The following is a 21,858-nucleotide window of genomic DNA, read 5'->3' as shown; positions in this document are numbered from 1 at the left end:
CAGGCACCGGGGGTTCAGCGCGCCCGGCCGTAGATTTCCACTCGCGTAGTGCCGTCGGGGTTCGTGCTGCGCGAGACCACTGAGTTCGGCATGCCGCTGCCGACGCCCGACATGTACATCAGGATCCAATCCTCGGCCTTGCCGTTGGTCTCGAACTGGCCGTCGATCCGGCAGGTGCTGCTGCGGCAATCGACGCTCAGCTGCTGCGGTTCGGCGTTGGCCACCGCAAACTCCGGCTGGCTCGCCAGGCTGGTGAGTTCCTTGATCTTTCCGGGCGCCCATGCGGGGTCGACCTGCTCGCTGGCGAAGCGCTGCGCGGACTCCTCGCGCAGGGTTTTGATGCGCGCCTGATGTTCCTCGCGCATCTGGGCCCGACGCTCGACATGAGCGAGCACGCCCTCATGGCGCAGCGACCTGTCGGCCTGCGGGGTACGCACCCGCGTCGCCTCCGGCGGCGCCGCTCCGGGCACGCTGGCCACGGGCGTTTCAGCCACCTGCTGCGCAGGGTCTTGGGTATCGACCTGGTCCCGCCCGCGCAGGACAAAGGTTCCGGCGATCACCGCGAGTACGACGACGCCAGCGGCGATAAGGGGGATCCTGTTGCTTGGTTTCATCAATCGGTACTGCCTGCTTTTCCTGGGTGACTGCAAGTGTCGATGATTGCCCGGACCAAAAAAAGGGCGCCGGGGTTACCCGGCGCCCTTTGGATGTCGCGTGGAGCAGGCTTCAGCCGCGATCAGACCGGGACGTCGGCTTCGTCCCAGAACACGTAGGTATCGTTGATGCCGACGCCTGCGGGCAGGAGGCAGCTGATGGCGACGAGGCCGGACTCCATGCCACCGCCTGCGAAGTCGTCGTCGAACCAGAACAGGTTGGCGTCTTCACCGCTGCCGTTGGCCGGGATATCGACGCTCATCGACACGAACTCGTTCTCGCCACCGGCGTAGCCGGTCACGCCGGTGCAGGTCACGGTCGCCACTGCGTCGGTGCTGTTGGTGAAGTAGGTATCGACGAGGAACGACGCGTTGTTCACGGCAGCGGCGGAGTCGAACTCGAAGCCGCAGCTGACGTAGCTGGCCGTCGAGCCTTCGTTCTGGATGGCCAGCGGACGCTTCCGGATCGCCGTCTCAAAGGCGGGCAGCGCCCCCTGGCAGCGTGCGGCCGGCTGCGAGGAATTTCCGTGCAGCGACTGCGCGGTGGCCGGAATGCTGTACGTGGCCGCGACGGCAAGCGTCAGGCCAGCAATGGTTGTTGCAAGCTTCATGAAGCGTTCTCTCCCTTGGTGATGTGCTGTCAAGCGATCAGGGGCACGTAACCCGCACCCGTCCTGACCACCTGAATATACCCCTGCGCTCCCGACAATGTCACCTCTCGGAAGCACCTTATGAATCCACCACGCCCAGCTCGGCCAGCGCGTCGCGCATGAAGCCCTGAGCCGACTCGCTGAGCTTTTCATGGTCCAGCGCGTGCCTGATCGTGGCTTCGATCAGCCCGAGGTGGGTGCCGCAATCGAAGCGCGTGCCCTGGAAACGATAGGCCAGCACCTGCTCTTCGGCGAGCAGCGCGGATATTGCGTCAGTGAGCTGGATCTCGCCACCGGCGCCCGGCCTGGTAGTTTCGAGCAACCCGAAGATGCGCGGCGACAGCACGTAGCGTCCGACCACCGCGAGGTTGCTCGGAGCATCGGCAGGCGCCGGCTTCTCGACGATCGCGGTCACCGGCCCCTGGCGATCGCTGAACTCGCCCGTCGCCACGATGCCATAGCTGGAGACCTGCTCCGGGGCCACCGCCTGGGTCGCGATCACGCTGGCGCCGCTGGCTTCGGCCAGGTCGGCCATCTGCCGCAGTGCGCCCGGGCCGTCGCGGTTCCAGATCAGGTCGTCGGGCAGGATCACCGCGAACGGTTCGTCGCCCACCACCGGCTTGGCACACAGCACGGCGTGGCCCAGGCCGAGGGCTTCGGTCTGGGTCACGAAAATCGCCTGGACCCCGGCCGGGAGCACGTTGCGTACGACCTCCAGCAGCTCCAGCTTGCCCGACGCCTCGAGCTTCTGCTCCAGCTCGTAGGCCTTGTCGAAGTAGTCGGCCACTGCGTGCTTGTAGCGATTGGTGACGAACACCAGGGTGTCGCAGCCTGCGTCGATTGCCTCGTCGACCGCGTACTGGATGAGCGGGCGATCGACGATCGGCAGCATCTCCTTGGGAACGGTCTTGGTGGCGGGCAGGAACCGGGTGCCCAGGCCGGCCACGGGGAATACGGCCTTGCGAATGCGTTGTGTCATGTCCTTCTTGCGTTCCTTGCTGGAAATGCGACCACGGTTGCCGCCCGCGGCCCCGAATCCGCCGCCAGCGGCGCGAACTCCGGCACCGACTCGCGCAGCACCCTGCCAAGGGTGTCGATATCGTAACTTGCCACCGCTTCGTGCAATTTGGCGAGCGCGGACTCGATGCGGTCGCCGGCCACGCTGCGCGCCTCGGCCTGCAGGATCTTGGGATGGGACGTGGGCCGGTAGCGCTCCTCGGAGTGGAACAGGGTCTCGTGCAGCTTCTCGCCCGGGCGCAGGCCGGTATAGACCACCGCGATGTCGCGGCCCGGCTGCTTGCCTGCCAGGGTGATCATCTGTTCGGCGAGCAGGCGGATCGACACCGCCTCGCCCATGTCGAGGGTGTAGACGGCCTGCAGCGAACCGATCGCGACCGCCTGCAGGATCAACTGGCAGGCCTCGGGGATGGTCATGAAATAGCGCGTGACCTCCGGGTCGGTCACCGTGACCGGCCCGCCCTGGCGGATCTGCTCGCGGAACAGCGGCACCACGCTGCCTGCCGAATCAAGCACGTTGCCGAAGCGCACGGTGACAAAGCGCGTGCCCCCGACCCCCGTCATCGCCTGGCAGACCATCTCGGCCAGGCGCTTGGTCGCACCAAGCACGTTGACCGGATCGACGGCCTTGTCGGTGGAGATCAGGACAAAGGTGCCTACGCCAGCGGCGTTTGCCTCGCGCGCGACCGTGGCCGTGGCCAGGACGTTGTTGCGCACGGCCTCGCGCAGCTGTCCTTCAAGCACCGGTACCTGCTTGTAGGCGGCCGCATGGAACACCGCTTCAGGCGGCGACAGCGACAGGGCGTGGCGGATCACGGCCGGATCGCCGCAGTCGCCGAGCACCGGCAGGCAATCGATCTGCGGGAAGTCGCGGCGCAGCTCGCTCTGGGTGGTCGCAAGGGCCAGCTCGTCGATCTCGATCAGGGTGATCTGTCGCGCCCCGTGGCGCGCGCACTGGCGGCACAGCTCCGCGCCGATCGAGCCACCGGCACCGGTGACCAGCACGCTGCGCCCGCCCAGCCAGCCGCGGATCGCCTTCCAGTCGGGTGTGACCGGCTTGCGGCCCAGCAGGTCCTCGATAGCGACCTCCTTGAGCTCGCCCGGCAGCGACCGGCCCTCGAGCAGGTCATTGAGCCGCGGCACGGTGCGGAACGGCAGCCCGGTGCGTTCGCAGGCGGCGACGACGCGGCGCATGGCGGTCGCATCCAGCGACGGCATCGCGATCACCAGCAGCCTGGCTGCGGTTTCCGGCGCGATGCGGGCGACGTCATCGATGCGTCCCAGCACCGGCAGGCCTTGCAGATAGCTGCCGCGCAGCTTGGCGGCATCGTCGAGGAAGCCGACCGGCTGGTAGGCGCCGACCCGCCGCAGGTCGCGGACAAGCGCTTCGCCTGCCTGGCCCGCGCCGAGGATGAGCACCCGCAGCGCCGCCTTGTCGGTGCGCTCGTTGCCGTGGTCCTTCCACGCCCGGTACAGCAGCCTGGGCATGCCCAGCAGCGCCGACAGCACGACCGGATAGGCCAGCATCACGGTGCGCGAAACCTGGCCGGCCCGGTCGAAGACGAAAAACAGCAGCGGCAGGATCGCCAGCAGCCCGAACAGGCTCGCCTTGATGATGTTGACCAGGTCGGGAATGCTCGCGAACCGCCAGACTCCGCGGTACAGGCCGACCTGCCAGAAGATCAGTCCCTGCACGATCAGGATCAGCAGCATCTCCGGCGACAGCAACGGTGCAACCGCCGCCTGGTCGAGTGCGGAATGCCGGAAGTAGTTGAGCCCCGCCCAGGCCGCCCAGACCATGAACAGGTCATGCACCACCACCGAAGCACGCGGCAGGCCTGTCCTGACGCGGTCGCTCAAGCTGATCATCTAGCGGGCATTCCTTTTCCTGATGTGGTCGGCGCTGGTGATGGCATGCCAGGCCAGTGTCCCGGTCACGACGCAGATCACTGCCAACGCCACTCCGATCCTGACGCCCAGTGTCGCCGCCACGCTGGCCATGGTGACGGCTGCCAGGGTCCACGCACCATAGAGCAAGGTGACCGGCACATGCGACCCGCGGGCGGCCGCCAGGCGCTGGTACGCGTGCCCGACGTGCGCCGACCACCAGCGCTCGCGGCGGACGATGCGCCTTGCCAGCGTCAACGCCGCGTCAATGAGGAAGGCCGAGAGCGGAAGGAAGACCAGCGGCACCAGGCCCGCGCCCTCCGCCGTGCGCTCGGGGAGCAGGAGCAGGACGGCCAGCACCGCCAGCGCGAAGCCGAGGACTCCACTGCCGACATCGCCGAGGAAGATCGTCGCCCGCGGGAAATTGAAAGGCAGGAAGCCCAGGCATGCGGCGGCAAGCCCCAGGGCGGCGAGTGCCGCTCCGGGGTCCCTGGACAGCAGCGCGAAACCCACCGCCGCGAGCGCCCCTTGGCTGGTGGCCAGGCCGTCGATTCCGTCCATGAAGTTCCAGACGTTGACCAGGACCGGGACCGCCAGCAGCGCCGCGGCCGCAAGCCAGGCCGCGCCACCGGCAGCCACGAGCCCCGCGGCCAGGGCCAGCCCCGCGACCAGATGGGCCGCAAGCCGCCACCAGGGCGACAGTGGTCGGTGATCGTCGATATAACCGGCACCGCCCACGAGCAGCACCCCGACGACGGCGGCCGCAGCGAGCGGGCCGGGCAGTCGGCCTTCCGCCGCCAGCGCGACGCAGGCCAGCAGCCAGGCGATCGCGATACCGATGCCGCCTCCGCGCGGAGTCGGCACCTCGTGGCTGCGGCGCTCCCCCGGCATGTCGAGCAGGCCGTGGCGAAGCGCGTGGCGCCTCGCCAGCCATGCCCCGGCCGCTGCCACCGTGGCAGCCATCGCCAGCCACGGCAGCGTGTTTGTCCAGTCGAGCGTCGCCATCAGACCACGGCGTAGTTCAGCAAGGGCTTGATGCTGCCCCATTCCTTGCAGGAAGGGCATTGCCAATGGTGGCTGCGCGCCCCGAAGCCGCAGCGGTTGCAGCGATACGCGGGGTTGCGCACGAGCAGCTGGTCGGTGATGTGGCGCAGGTCCTGCAGCGTGGTAGCTTCGTGGCCGCCTTCGGCCAGCGTCAGGTCGATCAGGGCGGCCTCGCCGCGAACCGACGGGCGGTCCTTGAGCTGTTCGGCCAGGAAACGCCGGGCTGCCGGAACCCCCTCCTCCGCTTCGACCAGCCGGGTCAGCGCGAGGACGGGAGCGACGCCCCGGTAGTGCTCGCTCATTTCAGTCAGGAACGCGCGTGCGCCGGGAGAGTCGCCGACGCGCTCGTATGCCGAGCGCAGCGGCGGGAGGATTTCGGGCAGGTAGTCCGGATCGTGGCGCGCAGCGCGCTCGTACGCACGGATGGCCGCGGCGTCGTTGCCGGCATCAAGCTCAAGCCGGCCCTCGAGCATGCCGGCGCGTACGGATGTCGAGTCCGCGGCATACGCGCGCACCACCGCCTGGCGCGCGCTGTCGCGGTCGCCGCCGGCGCGCAGGCGCTCGGCAAGCTCGCATTCGAACTGTCCGATCAGCTTGCCCATCGGCTCGCCGGTCACCTGTTCGTAGCGGGTGGCATTCTCGATCGCCTTCGGCCAGTCACGTTCGGCCTGGTAGATGTCGATCAGGTGACGCAACGCCTGCGGCGCACGCTGGTCGATGGCGGCAAGTTCGGTGAACACGGTCTCGGCCCGATCGAGCAGGCCCGAACGCATATAGTCTTCGCCCAGCGCCAGCAGCGCCTGCACCTTCTGCTGATCGTTGAGGTCGGGGCGCTGGACCAGGCCCTGGTGCAGCCGGATCGCACGGTCGACCTCGCCGCGGCGGCGGAACAGGTGGCCCAGCGCGACCTGGGTCTCGAACGTTTCCTTGTCGAGTTCGGCGATGTGCAGGAACAGCTCGATCGCCTTGTCCGGCTGCTCGTTGAGCAGGTAGTTCAGACCGCGGAAATACGTGGTGGAGAGCTTGCTGACCTGGCTGTCGCTGTGGCGTTCGCCACCGCGGCGCCCGATCACCCATCCGCTGAGCGCGGCGATCGGCAGCAGCAGGAAGAACCAGAACCACTCGGTGACGAAAGCCATGTCAGTTCGCGTCCGTTGCATTGGGGCCGGCGGCTTCCCGGCGCCGGCGCTGGCGCAGCGGCAGGACCACCGAAACCATGATTGCCAGTCCACCGGCGATGACGCCAAGCAGCAGGGTTGCCAGCAGCGCCACGCCAAGCGTGGGCCGCAGCACGGCAAGGCCGAAGTCGACCTGGACCACCTGGGGATTGAGTGCGCCCACTGCCACGCCCGTGACGAGGCACAGCATGGCGATGAGGATGCGGATCGGGCGCATGGGCGGCTAGCTTAGCCGAGCCCGTGGCCTGCAGTCAGCAAATGCTTCAGTCTTCGGTCGGCAGCGGCATGACGTCGCTGACGCGCTCGCGAAGCTCCTTGCCGGGCTTGAAATGGGGAACATGCTTGCCCGGCAGCGCGACGGCTTCGCCGGTCTTGGGATTGCGGCCGGTGCGCGGCGGGCGGTAGTGCAGCGAAAAACTGCCAAAGCCCCGGACCTCGATGCGCTCGCCGTTGGCCAGGGCGCCTCCCATCACCTCCAGCAGCGACTTCACCGCAAGATCGACGTCGTCGGCCTTCAGGTGCCCCTGGCGCTGGGCGAGGATTTCGATGAGTTCGGACTTGGTCATGGTGCCCTGGCTGGCGTCGGACAGCCGATGGCGGCCTGGTTTGACCCAGGCCGCCGCCGGATACTGCGGTATTACTCGGATTTGCCGCCCAGCTGCTCGCGCAGCAGCGCGCCCAGCTTGGTGGTGCCGCTGGAGGCATCGGCCGAAGCGCGGTTGTACTCGGCCAGGGTATCGGCCACCTCGGCCTCGTCCTTCGCCTTGATCGACAGCTGCAGGGTGCGGCCCTTGCGATCCATGCCGGTGAACTTGGCTTCGATCGAATCGCCGACCTTCAGGTGCTGGCTGGCGTCTTCGACGCGCTCGTCGGAGATGTCGCGGGCCATCACGTAGCCCTCGACGCCGTCGGCAAGCTCGATCACCGCGCCCTTGGCGTCGACTTCCTTCACCGTGCCGGTGACCTTCGAGCCACGCGGGTTGGCGGCCATGAACTGGCCGAACGGATCCTGCTCCAGCTGCTTGACGCCCAGGCTGATGCGCTCGCGCTCGGGGTCCACCGCAAGCACCACGGCTTCCAGCGTGTCGCCCTTCTTCAGCTCGCGCGCCACGTCTTCACCGGTGGTGGCCCAGCTCATGTCGGAGAGGTGGATCAGGCCATCGATACCGCCGTCCAGGCCGATGAAGATGCCGAAGTCGGTGATCGACTTGATCTGCCCGTCAACCTTGTCACCCTTCTTGTGGATGGCCGCGAAGGTCTCCCACGGGTTGGACGTGACCTGCTTGATGCCCAGCGAAATGCGGCGACGCTCTTCGTCGACGTCGAGCACCATGACCTCGAGTTCGTCACCGACCTGCACGACCTTCTGCGGGTTGACGTTCTTGTTGGTCCAGTCCATCTCGGACACGTGCACCAGGCCCTCGACGCCCGGCTCGATCTCGACGAACGCGCCGTAATCGGTGACGTTGGAGACCTTGCCGAACACGCGGGTGTTGGACGGATAGCGGCGGGCGATGTTGTCCCACGGATCCTCGCCCAGCTGCTTCAGGCCCAGGCTGACGCGGTTGCGCTCGCGGTCGTACTTGAGCACGCGGACGTCGAGCTCGGCGCCGACTTCAACGACTTCGGACGGATGGCGCACGCGCTTCCAGGCCATGTCGGTGATGTGCAGCAGGCCGTCGATGCCGCCGAGGTCCACGAACGCGCCGTAGTCGGTCAGGTTCTTGACGACACCCTTCAGCACCGCGCCCTCGACCAGCTTCTCCATCAGCTGCTCGCGCTCTTCCGAATGCTCGCTCTCGACCACCGCACGGCGGGAGACGACCACGTTGTTGCGCTTGCGATCGAGCTTGATGAGCTTGAACTCGAGTTCCTTGCCTTCCAGGTACACCGGGTCGCGCACGGGGCGCACATCGACCAGCGAACCGGGCAGGAACGCGCGGACGTCCTTGATGTCGACGGTGAAGCCGCCCTTGACCTTGCCGCTGATGCGGCCGGTGACGGTTTCGTTCTTCTCGAGGGCTTCCTCGAGCTCGTCCCACACCATGGCGCGCTTGGCCTTCTCGCGCGACAGCACGGTCTCGCCGAAGCCGTTCTCGAGGGAGTCGAGCGCGACCTTGACGATGTCGCCCTCGGCGACGTCGATCTCGCCGGCGTCGTTACGGAACTGTTCGATCGGCACGATGCCTTCGGACTTGAGGCCGGCGTTGATGACGACAACGTCCGTGCGCACCTGGATCACGGTGCCGGTGACGATGGAGCCCGGCTTCAGCTTGGCCAGGTGGGCCTCGCTCTGTTCGAACAGTTCTGCGAATGATTCGGTCATTGGAAAAATACTCTGTTGATGAAACAGACCGGGGGCCGCGTGTGCGGGCCATCGGTCCACCCGTTGTCGGCGTGCGCGGGATTGCGCCTTGCCGTGAGTGCTGGTTGGAAAAGGAAAATCCGCGCAGCGGATGCTGCGCGGGGCCACCTGCTACGGAAGGTCAGGCCGCGCCACCGGGCACCAGGGCCAGGACGCGTGCGACCACGGCATCGATGCCCTGGGCGGTGGTGTCGATGCGGACGGCGCCTTCGGCCGGTCGCAGCGGTGCCACCGCGCGGCTGGCATCGCGCGCGTCGCGGGCAAGAATCTCCCGCAGCAGACCGGCCAATGTAACGGAAACCCCCTTGTCCTTCAACTGTTTATAGCGTCTTTCCGCGCGCTCCTCGGCGCTTGCGGTGAGGAAGACCTTGGTCGCGGCATCGGGGAAGATCACCGTGCCCATGTCGCGGCCGTCGGCCACCAGGCCCGGTGCCCGGCGGAAGGCCCTCTGGCGCTCGGTCAGCGCCGAGCGCACCTCGGGGATGGCGGCGATCGCCGAGGCGGCGGCGCCCGCGGTCTCGGTGCGCAGTTCGTCGGTGGCATCATTGCCGTTGACCAGCACCCGCGGCTCGCCGTCGGCGCTGTCACGGAAGCCGATCTCGGTGTCGAAGGCGCAGCGGACCAGGGCTCCGGCGTCGTCCAGGTCGAGGTCGGCCCAGCCTGCGGCCACGCCGACCGCGCGATACAGCGCGCCGGAATCCAGGTAGTTCCAGCCCAGCCGCGTGGCCACCGCGCGGCTGATCGTGCCCTTGCCCGAGCCCGACGGGCCATCGATGGTGAGTACGGGGATGGCGGCGTCGGTCATGGCAGGCTCCGGGAGGGGGTGGCCATTCTAGACCGGCCAGCGCCCGCGGGCCCGCAAGCACTTGATCCGCGACGTCAACACCCGCTAGAATTGCGGGCTTGTTTTGTCCCAACCATTTTTTCGAGGTTTGTCATGAAGGTCCTGTCCTCCCTGAAATCGGCGAAGGCCCGTCACCGCGACTGCAAGGTCGTTCGTCGTCGCGGCAAGATCTTCGTGATCTGCAAGTCGAACCCGCGTTTCAAGGCCCGCCAGCGCTGAGCTGCGCGCCAGGGCGACCGGCGTGCGCTGCATGCCACGTTCGTCCGAACGCCCTGGAAGGCCGCAGCGATGCGGCCTTTCGCGTTTCCGGCCCGGGACCGGGACACCCATGCGGCGTGACCGCCCGCCCGCTTCTTTGCCCGTGCCCACTGCAGGCACGCGCGATCTGTTAAAAACGCTGCGGCTGCAGTCCGTGCAGCGTCACCGGGGAGATCCGACATGCGCCTGTTCCTTGCACTGACTTCCGCCGTCCTGCTCGCCGCCGCCGGCGGCGCCAGCGCCGACACCCTGCTGATCGATCGCGTCCAGCATGAAGCCGGCGTCGCACTGCCCACCCGCGGCATGGCCATGTCCGCGGTCGAGGCCCGCTTCGGCGCCCCCGCCGAACGCCTCGATCCGCGCGGCGGACAGAAAAGCCAGTGGCCGACCATCAACCGCTGGGTCTACCCGGCGTTCACCGTCTACTTCGAGAACAGCCGGGTGATCGACGCTGTCGCCAACCAGGCCACCGCGGGCGAGACCGGGCCCAAGCCGCCGATCCGCTGAACCGATGACCCTGCAGACCCTGCGTTTCCCCGCGGAGTGGGAGCCCCAGTCCGCGATCCTGCTGGCATGGCCGCACGCCGGCACCGACTGGGCCGAGCGCCTGGGCGAGGTCGAGGAGACCTATATTGCCCACGTGGCCGCGATCACCCGCTTCCAGCGGGTGCTCATCTGTGTGGCCGATGACGACGTCGAGGCCTACGCCCGCGCCAGGCTGGCCTCCAACCGCATCGACATGGCGCGGGTCGGCTTCATCGCCCTGCCCTACAACGACACCTGGCTGCGCGATACCGGCCCGATCACGCTCCGGGCCGGGGAAAGCTTCAGGCTGCTCGATTTCCGCTTCACCGGCTGGGGCGGGAAGTTCGAGGCCGGCGAGGATGACCGCCTTGTGCAGCGCCTGCACGAAACTGGAATCTTCATTGAAAGTTCTGTGCAGGCTATTGATTTTGCTCTCGAAGGCGGCGGTATAGAAACCGACGGCAAGGGCACCCTCCTGACGACCTGGCGCTGCCTGCACGAACGCCATCCGCAGGCCCGGCGGGAAGAACTCGACGCCTGGCTGCGCGACTGGCTGCACCAGGACCGGGTGCTGTGGCTTGAGAACGGCTACCTCGAAGGCGACGATACCGACGCCCACGTCGATACCCTCGCCCGCTTTGCGCCGGACGACGCCATCGTCTTCCAGGCCTGCGACGACCCCGCCGACCCGCACCACGCCGAACTCTCGGCGATGGCGGCCGAGCTCGCCGCGCTACGCACCGTCAACGGACGCCCCTACCGGCTGTTCCCGCTGCCCTGGCCGCAGCCGGTGCTCGACCGCGGGCGCCGGCTCGCCGCCAGCTACGCCAACTACCTGGTGATCAACGGCGCCGTGCTGATGCCCGCCTATGACGACCCGGCCGACGACCTCGCCGCCGCAGTGCTGGCCGAAGCCCATCCGGGTCGCGAAGTGGTGCAGGTGCCCTGCGGCGCTCTGATCTGGCAGAACGGCAGCCTGCACTGCATTTCCATGCAGCTGCCGGCCGGTCTCATCTAGCGGACAGCAGCGCCGGCCTACAATGGCCGGCCCACGAAACACCGCTGCAGGCCTGCACTCGATGAAGAAGACCAACACGCTCCCCGTCGCCCTCGTCCAGGAGCGCAACCACGGCGGTGCCGCGGAAAACCTCGAAGTGATCGAAGCCCGCGTCGGCGAAGCCGCGCGCCAGGGCGCGAAGCTGGTCGTGCTGCAGGAGCTGCACAACGGGTCGTATTTCTGCCAGCACGAGTCGGTCGATGAGTTCGACCTCGCCGAGACGATTCCCGGGCCCAGCACCGGACGGCTCTCCGCGCTCGCCAAGCAGCACGGCGTGGTCCTGGTCAGCTCGCTGTTCGAGAAGCGCGCCACCGGCCTGTACCACAACACCGCTGTAGTGCTCGACGCCGACGGCAGCATCGCCGGCAAGTACCGCAAGATGCACATCCCCGACGATCCCGGCTTCCACGAGAAGTTCTACTTCACGCCCGGCGACCTCGGCTTCGAACCGATCGACACCTCGGTCGGCCGCCTCGGCGTGCTGGTGTGCTGGGACCAGTGGTATCCCGAAGCCGCGCGGTTGATGGCACTCGCGGGTGCCGAACTGCTGCTCTACCCGACCGCCATCGGCTGGGACCCCACCGACGACCAGGACGAAAAGCAGCGCCAGCGCGACGCCTGGATCCTCAGCCACCGCGGCCACGCGGTCGCCAACGGGCTGCCGGTGCTGTCCTGCAACCGCGTCGGCCACGAGCCGTCGCCGCATGCCTCCGACAATCGCACCGGCGCTTCCGGCATCGAGTTCTGGGGCAACAGCCACGTGCTTGGCCCGCAGGGCGAGTTCATCGCCGAGGCCGGTGGCGACGCCACCGTGCTGGCCTGCGAAGTCGACCTGGGCCGCAGCGAGGACGTGCGGCGCATCTGGCCCTTCCTCCGCGACCGCCGCATCGACGCCTACGGCGACCTGCTGCGCCGCTATCGCGACTGACTGACGCGCGCCGCAGCCGCGGCCGCAGCCACGCCCGACCCGGACTTCCATGACTGAAACCACCACCCCGGCCGCCGGCGGGATCGAACCCGCCGATGCCGCTGCCACCGGCTTCGACCTCGCCAGCCAGCCGCATGCCATCGTCGAGCGCGACGGCGTGCGCTACACCCTGCTTGGCACCGCGCACGTATCGCGCGCCAGCGTCGACGCCGTGCGCGCGGCGATTGCCACCGGCGACTACGACGCCATCGCCGTCGAACTGGACGCCCAGCGCCTGAAGGCCATGACCGATCCCGCGACGCTGGGCAGCCTGGACCTGGTGAAGGTGCTGCGCGAAGGCAAGACCCCGCTGTTCGCCGCCAATCTCGCGCTGGCCGCCTACCAGCGCCGCCTGGCCGAGCAGATGGGCGTGGAGCCCGGCGCCGAGCTCAAGGCCGCGGCCGCCGACGCCACGGCGCTCGGGCTGCCGCTGCAGCTCATCGACCGCGACGTCGGCCTGACCTTCAAGCGTGCGATGCAGAGCCTGGGCTGGTGGGGACGCGCCAAGGTCAGCGCCAGCCTGCTGATGGGGCTGCTGTCGAGCGATGAAGTAGGCGCGGAGGAGATCGAACGGCTGAAGCAGGGCGACGTGCTCGAATCCAGCTTCACCGAGTTTGCCGGCCAGACGCCGGAGCTCTACGAGGCGATCATCGCCGAACGCGATCGCTACATGGCGGCGAACCTGCGCGACGCGCCGGCGGATGCGCGCAATGTGCTGGCGGTGGTCGGCGCCGGCCACCTCAAGGGCCTGGCCGCGCACCTGCGCGAAGACACCGCGCCACCGGCCGAGATCCGTGGAACGCTCGAGCAGGTGAAGCCCAAGTCCCGCATCCCGTGGATGGAGCTGATCATCGGCCTGGTCGTGATCGGCGGCTTCGCCTGGGGCTTCTGGCGCGGCGGCTTCGACGTCGGCGCCGACCTGATGCTGCAGTGGGTGCTGGTGACCGGCAGCCTCGGCGCGCTGGGCTGCGCGATCGCCGGCGGCCATCCGCTGAGCATCCTGTCGGCCTTCGTGGCCTCGCCGTTCACGCCGCTGCATCCCGCACTGGCTTCGGGCACCGTGAGCGCCGTGGTGGAAGCCGCGCTGCGCAAGCCCACCTACGACGACTTCATGGCGCTGCGCGAGGACGTCAACACCGCGCGCGGCTGGTGGCGCAACCGCGTGGCGCGGGTGCTGCTGAACTTCTTCCTGACCAGCCTCGGCACGGCCATCGGCGTGTGGACCGGCGGCCTGCGCATGCTCGGCAAGCTGGTCGGCTGAACATTGCCGCCCCCGCAGCAGGAGCAGCGATAGCTGCGACCGCGCCAATCGATCGGTAGCGATCGCGCCAACCGGTAGCGCCAACCGGTAACGCCGGTCGCGGCTACAACTGCTCCTACAGGCTCGGGTCGCCGCTCACGCTGCCGCGACCAGCGCTTCGCCGCGCCTCCGCCGCGCCCGCCGCAGCAACCGCGAAGTCCCGCCGGCCAGGTCGTCCAGGATCGCGTAGATCGTCGGCAGGAACAGCAGGCTGACCACGGTGGAGAACGCGAGGCCACCGGCCACCGCGCGCGCCATCGGCGAATACGCCAGGCCACCCAGCACCACCGTCTCGCTGAGCGAGATCGGCACCATCGCCAGGATCGCCGTGCCCATCGTCATCAGGATCGGGCGCAGGCGCTCGCGGCTGCCTTCGACCAGCGCGTCGGTCCGGGTCATGCCGCGGCGGCGCAGGTTGTTGATGTGCTCGACCATGACGATGCCGTTGTTCACCACCACGCCCATCAGCACCAGGATGCCGATGAAGGCCATGATGGTGAACGAGGTGCCGGTGAGCCAGAACAGCCAGAACACGCCCAGGATCGAAAACAGCACGCAGCTCATGATCGCCGACGGGAACAGCAGCGATTCGAACACCGCCGCCATCACCACGTAGATCATCACCAGCGCCAGCACGAAATTGAACAGCATCTGGTTCATCGCCTGCTGGCCTTCCTCGAAGCCGCTGCCCGAGAACGTATGGCCATAACCGGCAGGCAGCGAGACCGCGCCAAGCACCTCCTCCATCGCCTTGCGTGCGGCTTCCATGGTCGCCTCGCCCTCGAGGTTGGCCTGCACGCCGAGCGCGGTCTGCCGGTCGTGGCGGGAAATGCGGCTGGCCGAGGGTGCGACCCCCATGTCCACCATCGCTGAAAGCGGCACCTGGCGGCCGTCCGGCGAACGCACCATGAAGGACGCGATATTGGCCGGGCCGTATTCCTGGGCCCCGCTGAAGCGGACCCAGACCGGGACTTCGCTTTCACCGCGGCGGTACTCGCGCAACTGGGTGCCGCGCAGCGCCATCGACACGAAGGATGAGACCTGCTCGGCGCTGAAACCGAACGCCGCCGCGCGCTCGCGGTCGACCCGGATGGCCAGTTCGTCGGTGCGGTTGCCATCGTCCACCCGGACGTCACGCAGCTCCGGACGCGCTTCCAGCATCGGAACAACGTCCTCGGCGATCTCGCGCAGGACCGCGGCGCTGTCGCCCACCAGCTGCACGCTGACGTTCTGGCCGAGGCCACCGCCGCCGCCGCCCCCGTTGGGGCTGGCCACGCCGATTTCCGCTCGCGCCGACTTCGGCAGGGCCTTGCTGATCGCGTCCGAGAGCGGCTTGACGTCGGCAATGCCGTCTTCGAAGGTGATCATCGTGCCCCCCTCGTTGCCCTCGCTGAAGTACGAATAGATCTGCGCGATCCGGAACTCCTTGCGGTTCTCCTGCAGGAAGGACTCCACGCGCTGCACTTCATCCGACATCTGCGGCAGCGTGTAGCCGCCATTCCACTTGTAGTAGAGCTGGATTTCGCCCTGTTCGCCGCCACCGAACATGTCGAAGGTGGTCTGCGTTGCCGGCACCATGCTCGCCAGCACGACCAGGATGATCCCTGTCACGCTCCAGCCGCGGTGCGCGAGGCTCCACCGCAACAGCCGTGCATACCGCTCCTGCAAGCGCCGGATCACGCCGCCCTTCTCGACCAGCGCCGGTGGCGTGCGCATGCGCGCCGACAGCATCGGGATCAGGCTCACCGCCACCAGCCACGAGGCCAGCAGCGAGACCGAGATCGTGATCGCGATCTGGGCCATGAAGATGCTGATGTTGTTGACCTCGCCCAGCAGGTTGGGCAGGAACACGATGCAGTGGCAGAGCGTGCCCGCCGAGAGCGCGATCGCGACGTGCTTCGTGCCGGTGAGGGAGGCGCGTGCCGGGTTGTCCGGGTCGCGCTCACGCTCCTGGTAGATGCTCTCCACCACCACCACGGCGTTGTCCACCAGCATGCCGACCGCCAGCAGCAGGCCCATCAGGCTCAGCACGTTCAGCGTGACGCCGAAGAAGTGCATGAAGCCGAGCGTCATGATGAAACAGATCGGGATCGCCAACGTCACCATCAGCGTCGAAGGCCAGTGCCGCAGGAAGAAGAACAGCACGATGATCGACAGCAGCAAGCCGATCGCGCCGGCCTCGGCCAGTTCGACCAGCGAGCTGGTCACTTCCTCGCCCATGTCATACATGACCTTGAAGTCGATCCCTTCCAGTCCGGGCTCGCTGGCGGCAGCGCGCATCTCCGCCAGCACCCTGCGCGAGACTTCGACCAGGTTCGCGTCGCGTTCCTTGAAGACCTCCACGCCGACCGCCTTGCGGCCATCGAGGCGGCGTGCGTAGTCCATGCGCTCCGGCTTGAGGTGCACATCGGCGATGTCGCCAAGGCGCAGGCCGCTGGGGTCGATGACGAGTTCGCGCAGCTGGTCGAGGCTGGTGATCTCGCCCTGCGGCTGCACGCGCAGGCGCATGCCGCCGTCCTCGATCATTCCCGCGGACACGGAGAAGTTCACCGTGCGCAAGCGCTGCGCCAGTGTGTTCAACGCCACGCCGTGCGCGTTGAGACGATCGGGATCGATCGCGATCTCGACCTCCTTGGCCGGCGCGCCGTTGATCTCCACGCGCGCCACGCCCGGCACCCGCTCGAGCCTGCGCTTGAGCAGGCGGTCGAGCAGGTCGTAGGACGAAGACAGGTCGACGTCACCGGCCAGGCGCACCCGAAGGATGGGCTGGTCGCCGCTGGACCATTTGTAGACGAAGTAACGGCGGAAATCGTCCGGCAGCTGATCACGGATCGCGTCCAGGCGCTCGCGGGCCTCGGAGGCGGTGATCGCGATGTCGCGCTCCCAGTCGCGGAACTCCATGAACACCGAAGCGCCGTTGGCGCCGGCGCTGCCGCGCATGCGCTGGATGCCGGTCATCGTGGCCAGCGCCTCTTCGGCCGGGCGCAGCAGGTTCCGCTCCACCTCCTCCGGACTCGAGCCCTCGTAGGGGAGCTGCACGAACAGGAGCGGCGGCGACACGTCGGGCAGCGCTTCCAGCGGCAGCCGGAAGCCCGCGATCAGCCCCACCACCACCAGCGAGATGAACAGCATCACCGTGGTGACCGGCCGCCTCAGGCTGAACTCGGCGACTGTCATGCCGGCAAGCCCTCGCCGTCACCGTTGTCGTCCTCGCCCGTAGCGAGGCGCGCGCGGCGGCCGCGCTCGAGGTAGTACCCGTCGCCGCGGCGGTCGAGCAGGTCGTACACCACCGGGATCACCAGCAGGGTCAGCAGGGTCGATACCAGCAGGCCGCCGATCACCGTGATCGCCATCGGCGAGCGCACTTCCGCACCTTCGCCGAACGCGAGCGCCAACGGCATGAAACCGAACAGCGTGGACAACGTGGTCATCACGATCGGCCGCAGGCGTGATCGCGCACCTTCCACCAGGGCTTCGCGCTTGGCGACGCCGGCCTCGCGCAGCTGGTTGATCTTGTCGATCAGGATGATCGCGTTCTTCACCACCAGCCCGACCATCAGGATCAGCCCGATGAACACCACGACCGAGATCGTGTTGCCGGTGAGCAGCAGCGCCAGGATCGCTCCGACCATCGCCAGCGGGATGGTGAAGAGGATCACGAACGGGTGCAGCAGCGACTCGAACTGCGAGGCCATCACCAGGTAGACCATGAAGATCGCCAGTGCGAAGGCGAACAGCAGCGACGACAGCGATTCCGCCAGCTCTTCGCCCTGGCCACCGATGTGCATGCCGATGCCGGCGCCGAGCGGATTCTCGGCGACCAGTGCGCGCACCTCTTCGACCGCGGCACCGAGATCGATGTCGCGCAGGTTCGCCGACACCACCGCCACGCGCCCGAGGTCCGCGCGATGGATCTCGCTCGGGCCGGTGGTGGCGACCACGTCGGCCACTGCGGACAGGCGCACCGGCCGCGCCGAACCCGGATTCACGATCAGGTCGCGGATCGCACCCACCGAATCACGCTCGGACTCGCGTGCGCGCACCAGCACGTCGATCTTGCGGTCGCGGAAGTCGTAGCGCGTGGCCACTTCGCCGCGCACCGAATTCACCACCGCATCGGCGACCTGGCGCGTGGTGAGCCCCATGGCCCCCGCGCGTTCCTGGTCGAACACGATCCGGATCTCGGGTGCGCCCTGTTCCACGGTCGACTTCACGTCGGCGTAGTGCGGGCTTTTGCGCAGCAGCTCAGCCAGGCGGTTGCCCGCGCTCGCGAGCTCATCAAGGTCGTGGCTGCGCAGCTCGATCTCCAACGGGCTGGAGAAGCTGAAGAGCGCCGGGCGGCTGAAGTCGACCTGCACGCCGGGTTCGCCCGCCATCGTGGCGCGCAGCCCCTCCGTGAGCCGTGCCTCCACCTCGGCGCTGCCGCCGCCTTCCATCACGATCGACAACCGGCCGACGTTCTCGCCGCTGTCGGTGGGATTGGCATCCAGGCGCGTGCCCGTACCGCTGACACCGAACAGCACCGAGGTGCCCTCGTCGCCCGCATGCGCCTGCTGTACCCGGCGCATCAGGGCGTCGGTCTCGCGCAGCGGCGTGCCGGGCGGCAGCCGCATGGTCATCTCGAAGCGGTCCTGCGAGAGCTGCGGGATCAGGTCGGTGCCCAAGGTCGGCACGACGGCCATGCTCGCGACGAAGGCCACCGCCGCAACGCCCAGCACCAGCCCGGGCCGGGCCAGCGCGCGTGGCAGCAGGCGCAGGTAGCCGCGCTCCGCCCGATCGTACGGGGCCATGGCGAGGCGGCTTGCCGCGCCCATGGGACGCCCCACGACCGCCGAGAGCAGGCGACCCGCGCGGATGGCCAGCCACGCGATGGCGAAGACCACGCTGCGAAACACCTTGCCGGTCCAGCGCGCCACGAAGGCGAAGGGCCGCTGCCAGACCGAAGTCGGATGCCACTCCGGATGCGGCGCCTCCTCCGGGAACGCCATCGGCGCCTCCGACTTCAGCGCGCTCAGCATCGGGATCAGGGTCGTCGCCACCACCAGCGAGATACCCACCGCCAACGCGATGGTCAGCGCCTGGTCGCGGAACAGCTGGCCGGCGATGCCTTCCACGAACACCAGCGGCAGGAACACCGCGATGATCGTCAGCGTCGAGGCCACCACGGCCATGCTCACTTCGCGCGTGCCCGCGATCGCCGCGTCGAGAATCCCCAGCCCGCGCTCGCGCGCCTTGGCGATGCTTTCCAGCACCACGATCGAGTCGTCGACCACCAGGCCCGTGGCCAGCGCCAGGCCGCCCAGCGACATCACGTTGAGGCTGAGCCCCATCTGGTCCATGAAGAAGAAGGTGGTGATGATCGAGACCGGCAGCGATACGCCGATCACGAAGGTGCTCCAGCCGTTGCGCAGGAACAGGAAGATGATCAGGATCGCCAGCGTGCCGCCGAGGATGGCGTCGGTGCGCACGTCGGAGATCGCGGCGCGGATGAAGCGGGCCTGGTCGTCGACGACGTCCAGGCGCACGGCTTCCGGCAGTTCCTTGCGGATGCGCTGCAGCCGCGCTTCCACCGCCGCCGCGGTGGCGACGGTGTTCGCATCGCCCTCCTTGTAGATCGCGAGCTCAACCGCCTCGCGGCCATCCAGGCGGATGATCGCCTCGCGTTCCTTGTAGCCCTGGCGCACCTCGGCGACGTCGCCCAGGCGCACGGCGCGGCCATCGGCCACGGCGCGGTTGGAGGCCGCGGCGGCGCTCTGTGCCGACATCGCGGCCGCCAGCACCGAGGCATCGCCCGACGCGGCTGCAAGGCGCGCCACTTCGTCCGCGCCGCCCCCGCCGGAACCGCCGGACTGCGTGGCCACCAGCATGCCGCGGATCTCGTCGACGCTCGCGAACTGGTTGACCGTGCGCACCAGGTAGCGCTGCGTGCCCTGCTCCAGGCGGCCGCCGGACAGGTTGATGTTCTCTTCGCGCAGGCGCTGCACCACCGCGTCCACCGACAGGCCGATCCGCGCCAGCGCCTGCAGGTCGAGTTCGACCTGGATCTCGTCCTCCAGGCCGCCGCCGACCTTGACCGCGGCCACGCCCGCGACCGGCTCGATCTTCTTCTTTAGGTCGTCATCGGCGTAGCGGCGCAGCAGGGTGAGCTGGCGGATGGCATCGCCCTCGCCGTCGTCGGCGCTGAGCGCAAGCCGCAGGATCGGCTCGGTGGAGGGGTTGAAGCGCAGCAGCAGCGGCGGCTCGACCTCCAGCGGCAGCGCCAGGGTGTCGAGCTTGTCGCGCACCTCCAGGCTGGCCTGGTCCATGTCGGTGCCCCAGGCGAACTCGAGCACGACGTCGCTCTGGCCGGTGCGCGAGACCGAGCGCAGCTTGCGCACGCCCTTGACCACGCCCAGCGCTTCCTCCACCGGCTCGCTGACCAGGGTCTCGATTTCCTGCGGCGCGGCGCCGGTGTATTCGGTGCGCACCGTCAGCGTCGGGTAGCTGATGTCGGGCAGCAGGTTGACCTTGAGGTTGCCCAGCGCGATCAGGCCGAACAGCAGCAGGCTGACCGTCACCATCGCCACCGTCACCCGGCGCCGCACCGAGAAACCGACCAGGCCATCGGCGCGCAGCGTGCCGTCCACGCCGTCGTGTCCCCTCCCCTGGTCGCTCATTACTGCGTCCCGTCGGTCGCGTCGTCGCCAGCGTCGGCGGCAGCCACCTCGACCGGCGCGTCGCCGAGCACCTGTACCGCGCTGCCGTCACGCAGCGCGATCTTGCCCGCGGTGATCACGCGATCGCCTTCGGCCAGCCCGTCGCGGACCTCGATGAAGCCACCGTCCACGTAACCGGTCGTGATCGCGGTCCGCACCGCCTTGCCGTCGCGGACCACGAACACCGCCGGCTCGCCGTCGTCTTCGAGCAGCGCACCGCGCGGGATCGCCAGCGCCGCGGCGCGGGTGTCGTAGTCGATGCCGATGCGCGCGAACATGCCCGGCTGCAGCGCGCCGTCGTGCGGATCGAAGGCGCAGACCACGCGGAACGTGCCGCTGCCGGCATCCACCACCGGCGCGATGCGGTCGACCACGCCGACGAACTGGCGGCCCGCCAGCGCATCGACCTGCATGCGCACCGGCAGGCCGGCGCGCAGCGTGGTGAGGTCGCGCTCGGGCACGTTGAGCGTGGCTTCCAGGCGCGAGTTGTCGACGATGCGGATGATCGGCGTATTGATCTGCACGAAGTTGCCGGGCTTGATCGAACGCGATGCGACCACGCCGGAAATCGGCGCGGTCACGTTGGTATACGACAGCTCGAGCTGCGCCAGGCGCCAGGTGGCGCGCGCATTCTCGAGGTCGTAGCGGAGCTGGTCGTGGTCGCCCACGCTGACCATCTGCTGCTTCACCAGTTCGCTGGCGCGGCGGAAGTTGGCCTCGAGCTTCTTCACCTGCGCGTCGACCTGGGCCAGGTTGAGCCGTGCACGATCGCCATCGATCCGCACCAGGACCTGCCCGGCACGCACCACATCGCCTTCTTCCACCAGCACCTGGAGCGCGACGCCGGAGGTCTTGGCGACCACCTGGGCCTCGGCGCGCGCCTCCAGCGACGCGCTGCCGCTGTAGCTCGCGGCCATCGCGCGCGGTGCCGCCGCCACTGCTTCCACTGTGACCGGCGGCGGCTCGTCGCCCTCCTTCGACGCCTCGTTTTCCGCACGGCTCCCACAGCCGGCGAGGAGGAGCGTTGCGGCCAGCAGGGCGACGGCGGTGGCGGCGAAGGAACGTCGGACAGGAGGGCGGATTGCGGACATGGAAGATGGGCCAGAATGGTGTGGTAGGAATGTACATCACTGCGACAGGCGGCTGAATCCGCCGAAGGTCATGCATCCCAACGGCATGTGACGGGGCCGGCGTGGCACCGCCGCGACACGCACGGCTTTAACAGCGCTCCGCTCGGTCGCTATACTGCGGCGATGGTCGACGACGGGGGAATCGTCGCCGGCCCCTCCTTCAACTTCTACAGGACGCGGAACACGACATGATGCGACCGTTGCCGATCGCCGCCTGCCTTGCCCTTGCCTTCGCCGTACACGCACCCGCCGCGCTCGCGCAGCAGGTCGTCGCCGAGGGCACGCCCG

18 protein-coding genes are annotated in these 21,858 nt (G+C 68.4%); 5 read left to right on the top strand and 13 right to left on the bottom strand.

Annotated elements, in window-relative coordinates; all coding sequences use genetic code 11:
* Window positions 1-14: 14 nt before the first annotated feature.
* The 10 genes from WCE37_RS10255 to cmk form a co-directional block, all read right to left on the bottom strand.
* Window positions 15-650, bottom strand: coding sequence for a hypothetical protein (locus WCE37_RS10255; protein ID WP_343279272.1), 636 nt, complete (start codon window positions 648-650; stop codon window positions 15-17).
* A gap of 86 nt (window positions 651-736) precedes the next feature.
* A complete protein-coding gene (locus WCE37_RS10250; protein ID WP_343279271.1) occupies window positions 737-1,264 on the bottom strand; it encodes a hypothetical protein in 528 nt (175 codons plus the stop codon).
* Window positions 1,265-1,382: 118 nt separating this feature from the next.
* The gene (gene galU, locus WCE37_RS10245) at window positions 1,383-2,282 is read right to left on the bottom strand and encodes a UTP--glucose-1-phosphate uridylyltransferase GalU (RefSeq protein ID WP_343279270.1); all 900 of its coding nucleotides are present in this window, start codon (window positions 2,280-2,282) and stop codon (window positions 1,383-1,385) included.
* Window positions 2,279-4,189: a nucleoside-diphosphate sugar epimerase/dehydratase gene (locus WCE37_RS10240; protein WP_343279269.1), complete on the bottom strand. Its 1,911-nt coding sequence runs from the start codon at window positions 4,187-4,189 to the stop codon at window positions 2,279-2,281. Before WCE37_RS10240 ends, galU begins: the two co-directional genes overlap by 4 nt.
* Entirely contained in the window at window positions 4,190-5,212 is a 1,023-nt protein-coding gene (locus WCE37_RS10235; protein ID WP_343279268.1) for a glycosyl transferase, read from the bottom strand.
* Window positions 5,212-6,390, bottom strand: coding sequence for a lipopolysaccharide assembly protein LapB (gene lapB / locus WCE37_RS10230; RefSeq protein WP_343279267.1), 1,179 nt, complete (start codon window positions 6,388-6,390; stop codon window positions 5,212-5,214). Before lapB ends, WCE37_RS10235 begins: the two co-directional genes overlap by 1 nt.
* Before the next feature lies 1 nt (window position 6,391).
* Window positions 6,392-6,646, bottom strand: a complete 255-nt coding sequence (locus WCE37_RS10225) for a LapA family protein (RefSeq protein WP_343279266.1) — start codon at window positions 6,644-6,646, stop codon at window positions 6,392-6,394.
* A 46-nt stretch (window positions 6,647-6,692) separates the two neighbouring features.
* A complete protein-coding gene (locus WCE37_RS10220; RefSeq protein WP_343254010.1) occupies window positions 6,693-6,995 on the bottom strand; it encodes an integration host factor subunit beta in 303 nt (100 codons plus the stop codon).
* 71 nt (window positions 6,996-7,066) lie between these two features.
* Window positions 7,067-8,755, bottom strand: coding sequence for a 30S ribosomal protein S1 (rpsA, locus tag WCE37_RS10215; protein ID WP_343254011.1), 1,689 nt, complete (start codon window positions 8,753-8,755; stop codon window positions 7,067-7,069).
* 160 nt (window positions 8,756-8,915) lie between these two features.
* Window positions 8,916-9,599, bottom strand: a complete 684-nt coding sequence (cmk, locus tag WCE37_RS10210) for a (d)CMP kinase (RefSeq protein WP_343279265.1) — start codon at window positions 9,597-9,599, stop codon at window positions 8,916-8,918.
* Between the two features lie 132 nt (window positions 9,600-9,731).
* Between cmk and ykgO the strand changes: the two genes are divergently transcribed.
* From ykgO to WCE37_RS10185, 5 genes are all read left to right on the top strand, one after another.
* Entirely contained in the window at window positions 9,732-9,857 is a 126-nt protein-coding gene (ykgO, locus tag WCE37_RS10205) for a type B 50S ribosomal protein L36 (RefSeq protein ID WP_005409283.1), read from the top strand.
* Window positions 9,858-10,076: 219 nt separating this feature from the next.
* Complete coding sequence (locus WCE37_RS10200; protein WP_343279264.1) at window positions 10,077-10,403, top strand: hypothetical protein; 327 nt, start codon at window positions 10,077-10,079, stop codon at window positions 10,401-10,403.
* Between the two features lie 4 nt (window positions 10,404-10,407).
* A complete protein-coding gene (locus tag WCE37_RS10195; RefSeq protein ID WP_343279263.1) occupies window positions 10,408-11,439 on the top strand; it encodes an agmatine deiminase family protein in 1,032 nt (343 codons plus the stop codon).
* Between the two features lie 61 nt (window positions 11,440-11,500).
* Complete coding sequence (locus WCE37_RS10190; RefSeq protein ID WP_343279262.1) at window positions 11,501-12,406, top strand: carbon-nitrogen hydrolase; 906 nt, start codon at window positions 11,501-11,503, stop codon at window positions 12,404-12,406.
* A gap of 49 nt (window positions 12,407-12,455) precedes the next feature.
* Window positions 12,456-13,706, top strand: coding sequence for a TraB/GumN family protein (locus WCE37_RS10185; RefSeq protein WP_343279261.1), 1,251 nt, complete (start codon window positions 12,456-12,458; stop codon window positions 13,704-13,706).
* A 135-nt stretch (window positions 13,707-13,841) separates the two neighbouring features.
* Here WCE37_RS10185 and WCE37_RS10180 read toward each other — a convergent pair whose 3' ends face one another.
* Genes WCE37_RS10180 through WCE37_RS10170 form a run of 3 tightly spaced genes read right to left on the bottom strand, consistent with a single transcriptional unit; the run spans window position 13,842 to window position 21,531 of the window.
* Window positions 13,842-16,922 carry an efflux RND transporter permease subunit gene (locus tag WCE37_RS10180; protein WP_343279260.1) on the bottom strand — a complete coding sequence of 1,027 codons (3,081 nt, stop codon included), beginning with the start codon at window positions 16,920-16,922 and terminating at the stop codon, window positions 13,842-13,844.
* A complete protein-coding gene (locus WCE37_RS10175) occupies window positions 16,919-20,401 on the bottom strand; it encodes an efflux RND transporter permease subunit (RefSeq protein ID WP_343279259.1) in 3,483 nt (1,160 codons plus the stop codon). The genes WCE37_RS10180 and WCE37_RS10175 overlap by 4 nt, the downstream gene beginning before the upstream one ends.
* A complete protein-coding gene (locus WCE37_RS10170) occupies window positions 20,401-21,531 on the bottom strand; it encodes an efflux RND transporter periplasmic adaptor subunit (RefSeq protein WP_343279258.1) in 1,131 nt (376 codons plus the stop codon). Before WCE37_RS10170 ends, WCE37_RS10175 begins: the two co-directional genes overlap by 1 nt.
* Between the last annotated feature and the right edge of the window lie 327 nt (window positions 21,532-21,858).

This window comes from Luteimonas sp. MJ250 (assembly GCF_039548455.1).
GTDB lineage: Bacteria > Pseudomonadota > Gammaproteobacteria > Xanthomonadales > Xanthomonadaceae > Luteimonas.
The sequence above is the reverse complement of the archived record's forward strand: the minus strand, read 5'-3'. Positions and strand labels throughout refer to the sequence as shown.

What these genes read in the sequence shown, in the direction of transcription:
- WCE37_RS10250 (WP_343279271.1), bottom strand. Translation starts at nt 1,264, where the DNA reads ATGAAGCTTGCAACAACCATTGCTGGCCTGACGCTTGCCGTCGCGGCC.
- galU (WP_343279270.1), bottom strand. Translation starts at nt 2,282, where the DNA reads ATGACACAACGCATTCGCAAGGCCGTATTCCCCGTGGCCGGCCTGGGC.
- WCE37_RS10240 (WP_343279269.1), bottom strand. Translation starts at nt 4,189, where the DNA reads ATGATCAGCTTGAGCGACCGCGTCAGGACAGGCCTGCCGCGTGCTTCG.
- WCE37_RS10235 (WP_343279268.1), bottom strand. Translation starts at nt 5,212, where the DNA reads ATGGCGACGCTCGACTGGACAAACACGCTGCCGTGGCTGGCGATGGCT.
- lapB (WP_343279267.1), bottom strand. Translation starts at nt 6,390, where the DNA reads ATGGCTTTCGTCACCGAGTGGTTCTGGTTCTTCCTGCTGCTGCCGATC.
- WCE37_RS10225 (WP_343279266.1), bottom strand. Translation starts at nt 6,646, where the DNA reads ATGCGCCCGATCCGCATCCTCATCGCCATGCTGTGCCTCGTCACGGGC.
- WCE37_RS10220 (WP_343254010.1), bottom strand. Translation starts at nt 6,995, where the DNA reads ATGACCAAGTCCGAACTCATCGAAATCCTCGCCCAGCGCCAGGGGCAC.
- rpsA (WP_343254011.1), bottom strand. Translation starts at nt 8,755, where the DNA reads ATGACCGAATCATTCGCAGAACTGTTCGAACAGAGCGAGGCCCACCTG.
- cmk (WP_343279265.1), bottom strand. Translation starts at nt 9,599, where the DNA reads ATGACCGACGCCGCCATCCCCGTACTCACCATCGATGGCCCGTCGGGC.
- ykgO (WP_005409283.1), top strand. Translation starts at nt 9,732, where the DNA reads ATGAAGGTCCTGTCCTCCCTGAAATCGGCGAAGGCCCGTCACCGCGAC.
- WCE37_RS10200 (WP_343279264.1), top strand. Translation starts at nt 10,077, where the DNA reads ATGCGCCTGTTCCTTGCACTGACTTCCGCCGTCCTGCTCGCCGCCGCC.
- WCE37_RS10195 (WP_343279263.1), top strand. Translation starts at nt 10,408, where the DNA reads ATGACCCTGCAGACCCTGCGTTTCCCCGCGGAGTGGGAGCCCCAGTCC.
- WCE37_RS10190 (WP_343279262.1), top strand. Translation starts at nt 11,501, where the DNA reads ATGAAGAAGACCAACACGCTCCCCGTCGCCCTCGTCCAGGAGCGCAAC.
- WCE37_RS10185 (WP_343279261.1), top strand. Translation starts at nt 12,456, where the DNA reads ATGACTGAAACCACCACCCCGGCCGCCGGCGGGATCGAACCCGCCGAT.
- WCE37_RS10180 (WP_343279260.1), bottom strand. Translation starts at nt 16,922, where the DNA reads ATGACAGTCGCCGAGTTCAGCCTGAGGCGGCCGGTCACCACGGTGATG.
- WCE37_RS10175 (WP_343279259.1), bottom strand. Translation starts at nt 20,401, where the DNA reads ATGAGCGACCAGGGGAGGGGACACGACGGCGTGGACGGCACGCTGCGC.
- WCE37_RS10170 (WP_343279258.1), bottom strand. Translation starts at nt 21,531, where the DNA reads ATGTCCGCAATCCGCCCTCCTGTCCGACGTTCCTTCGCCGCCACCGCC.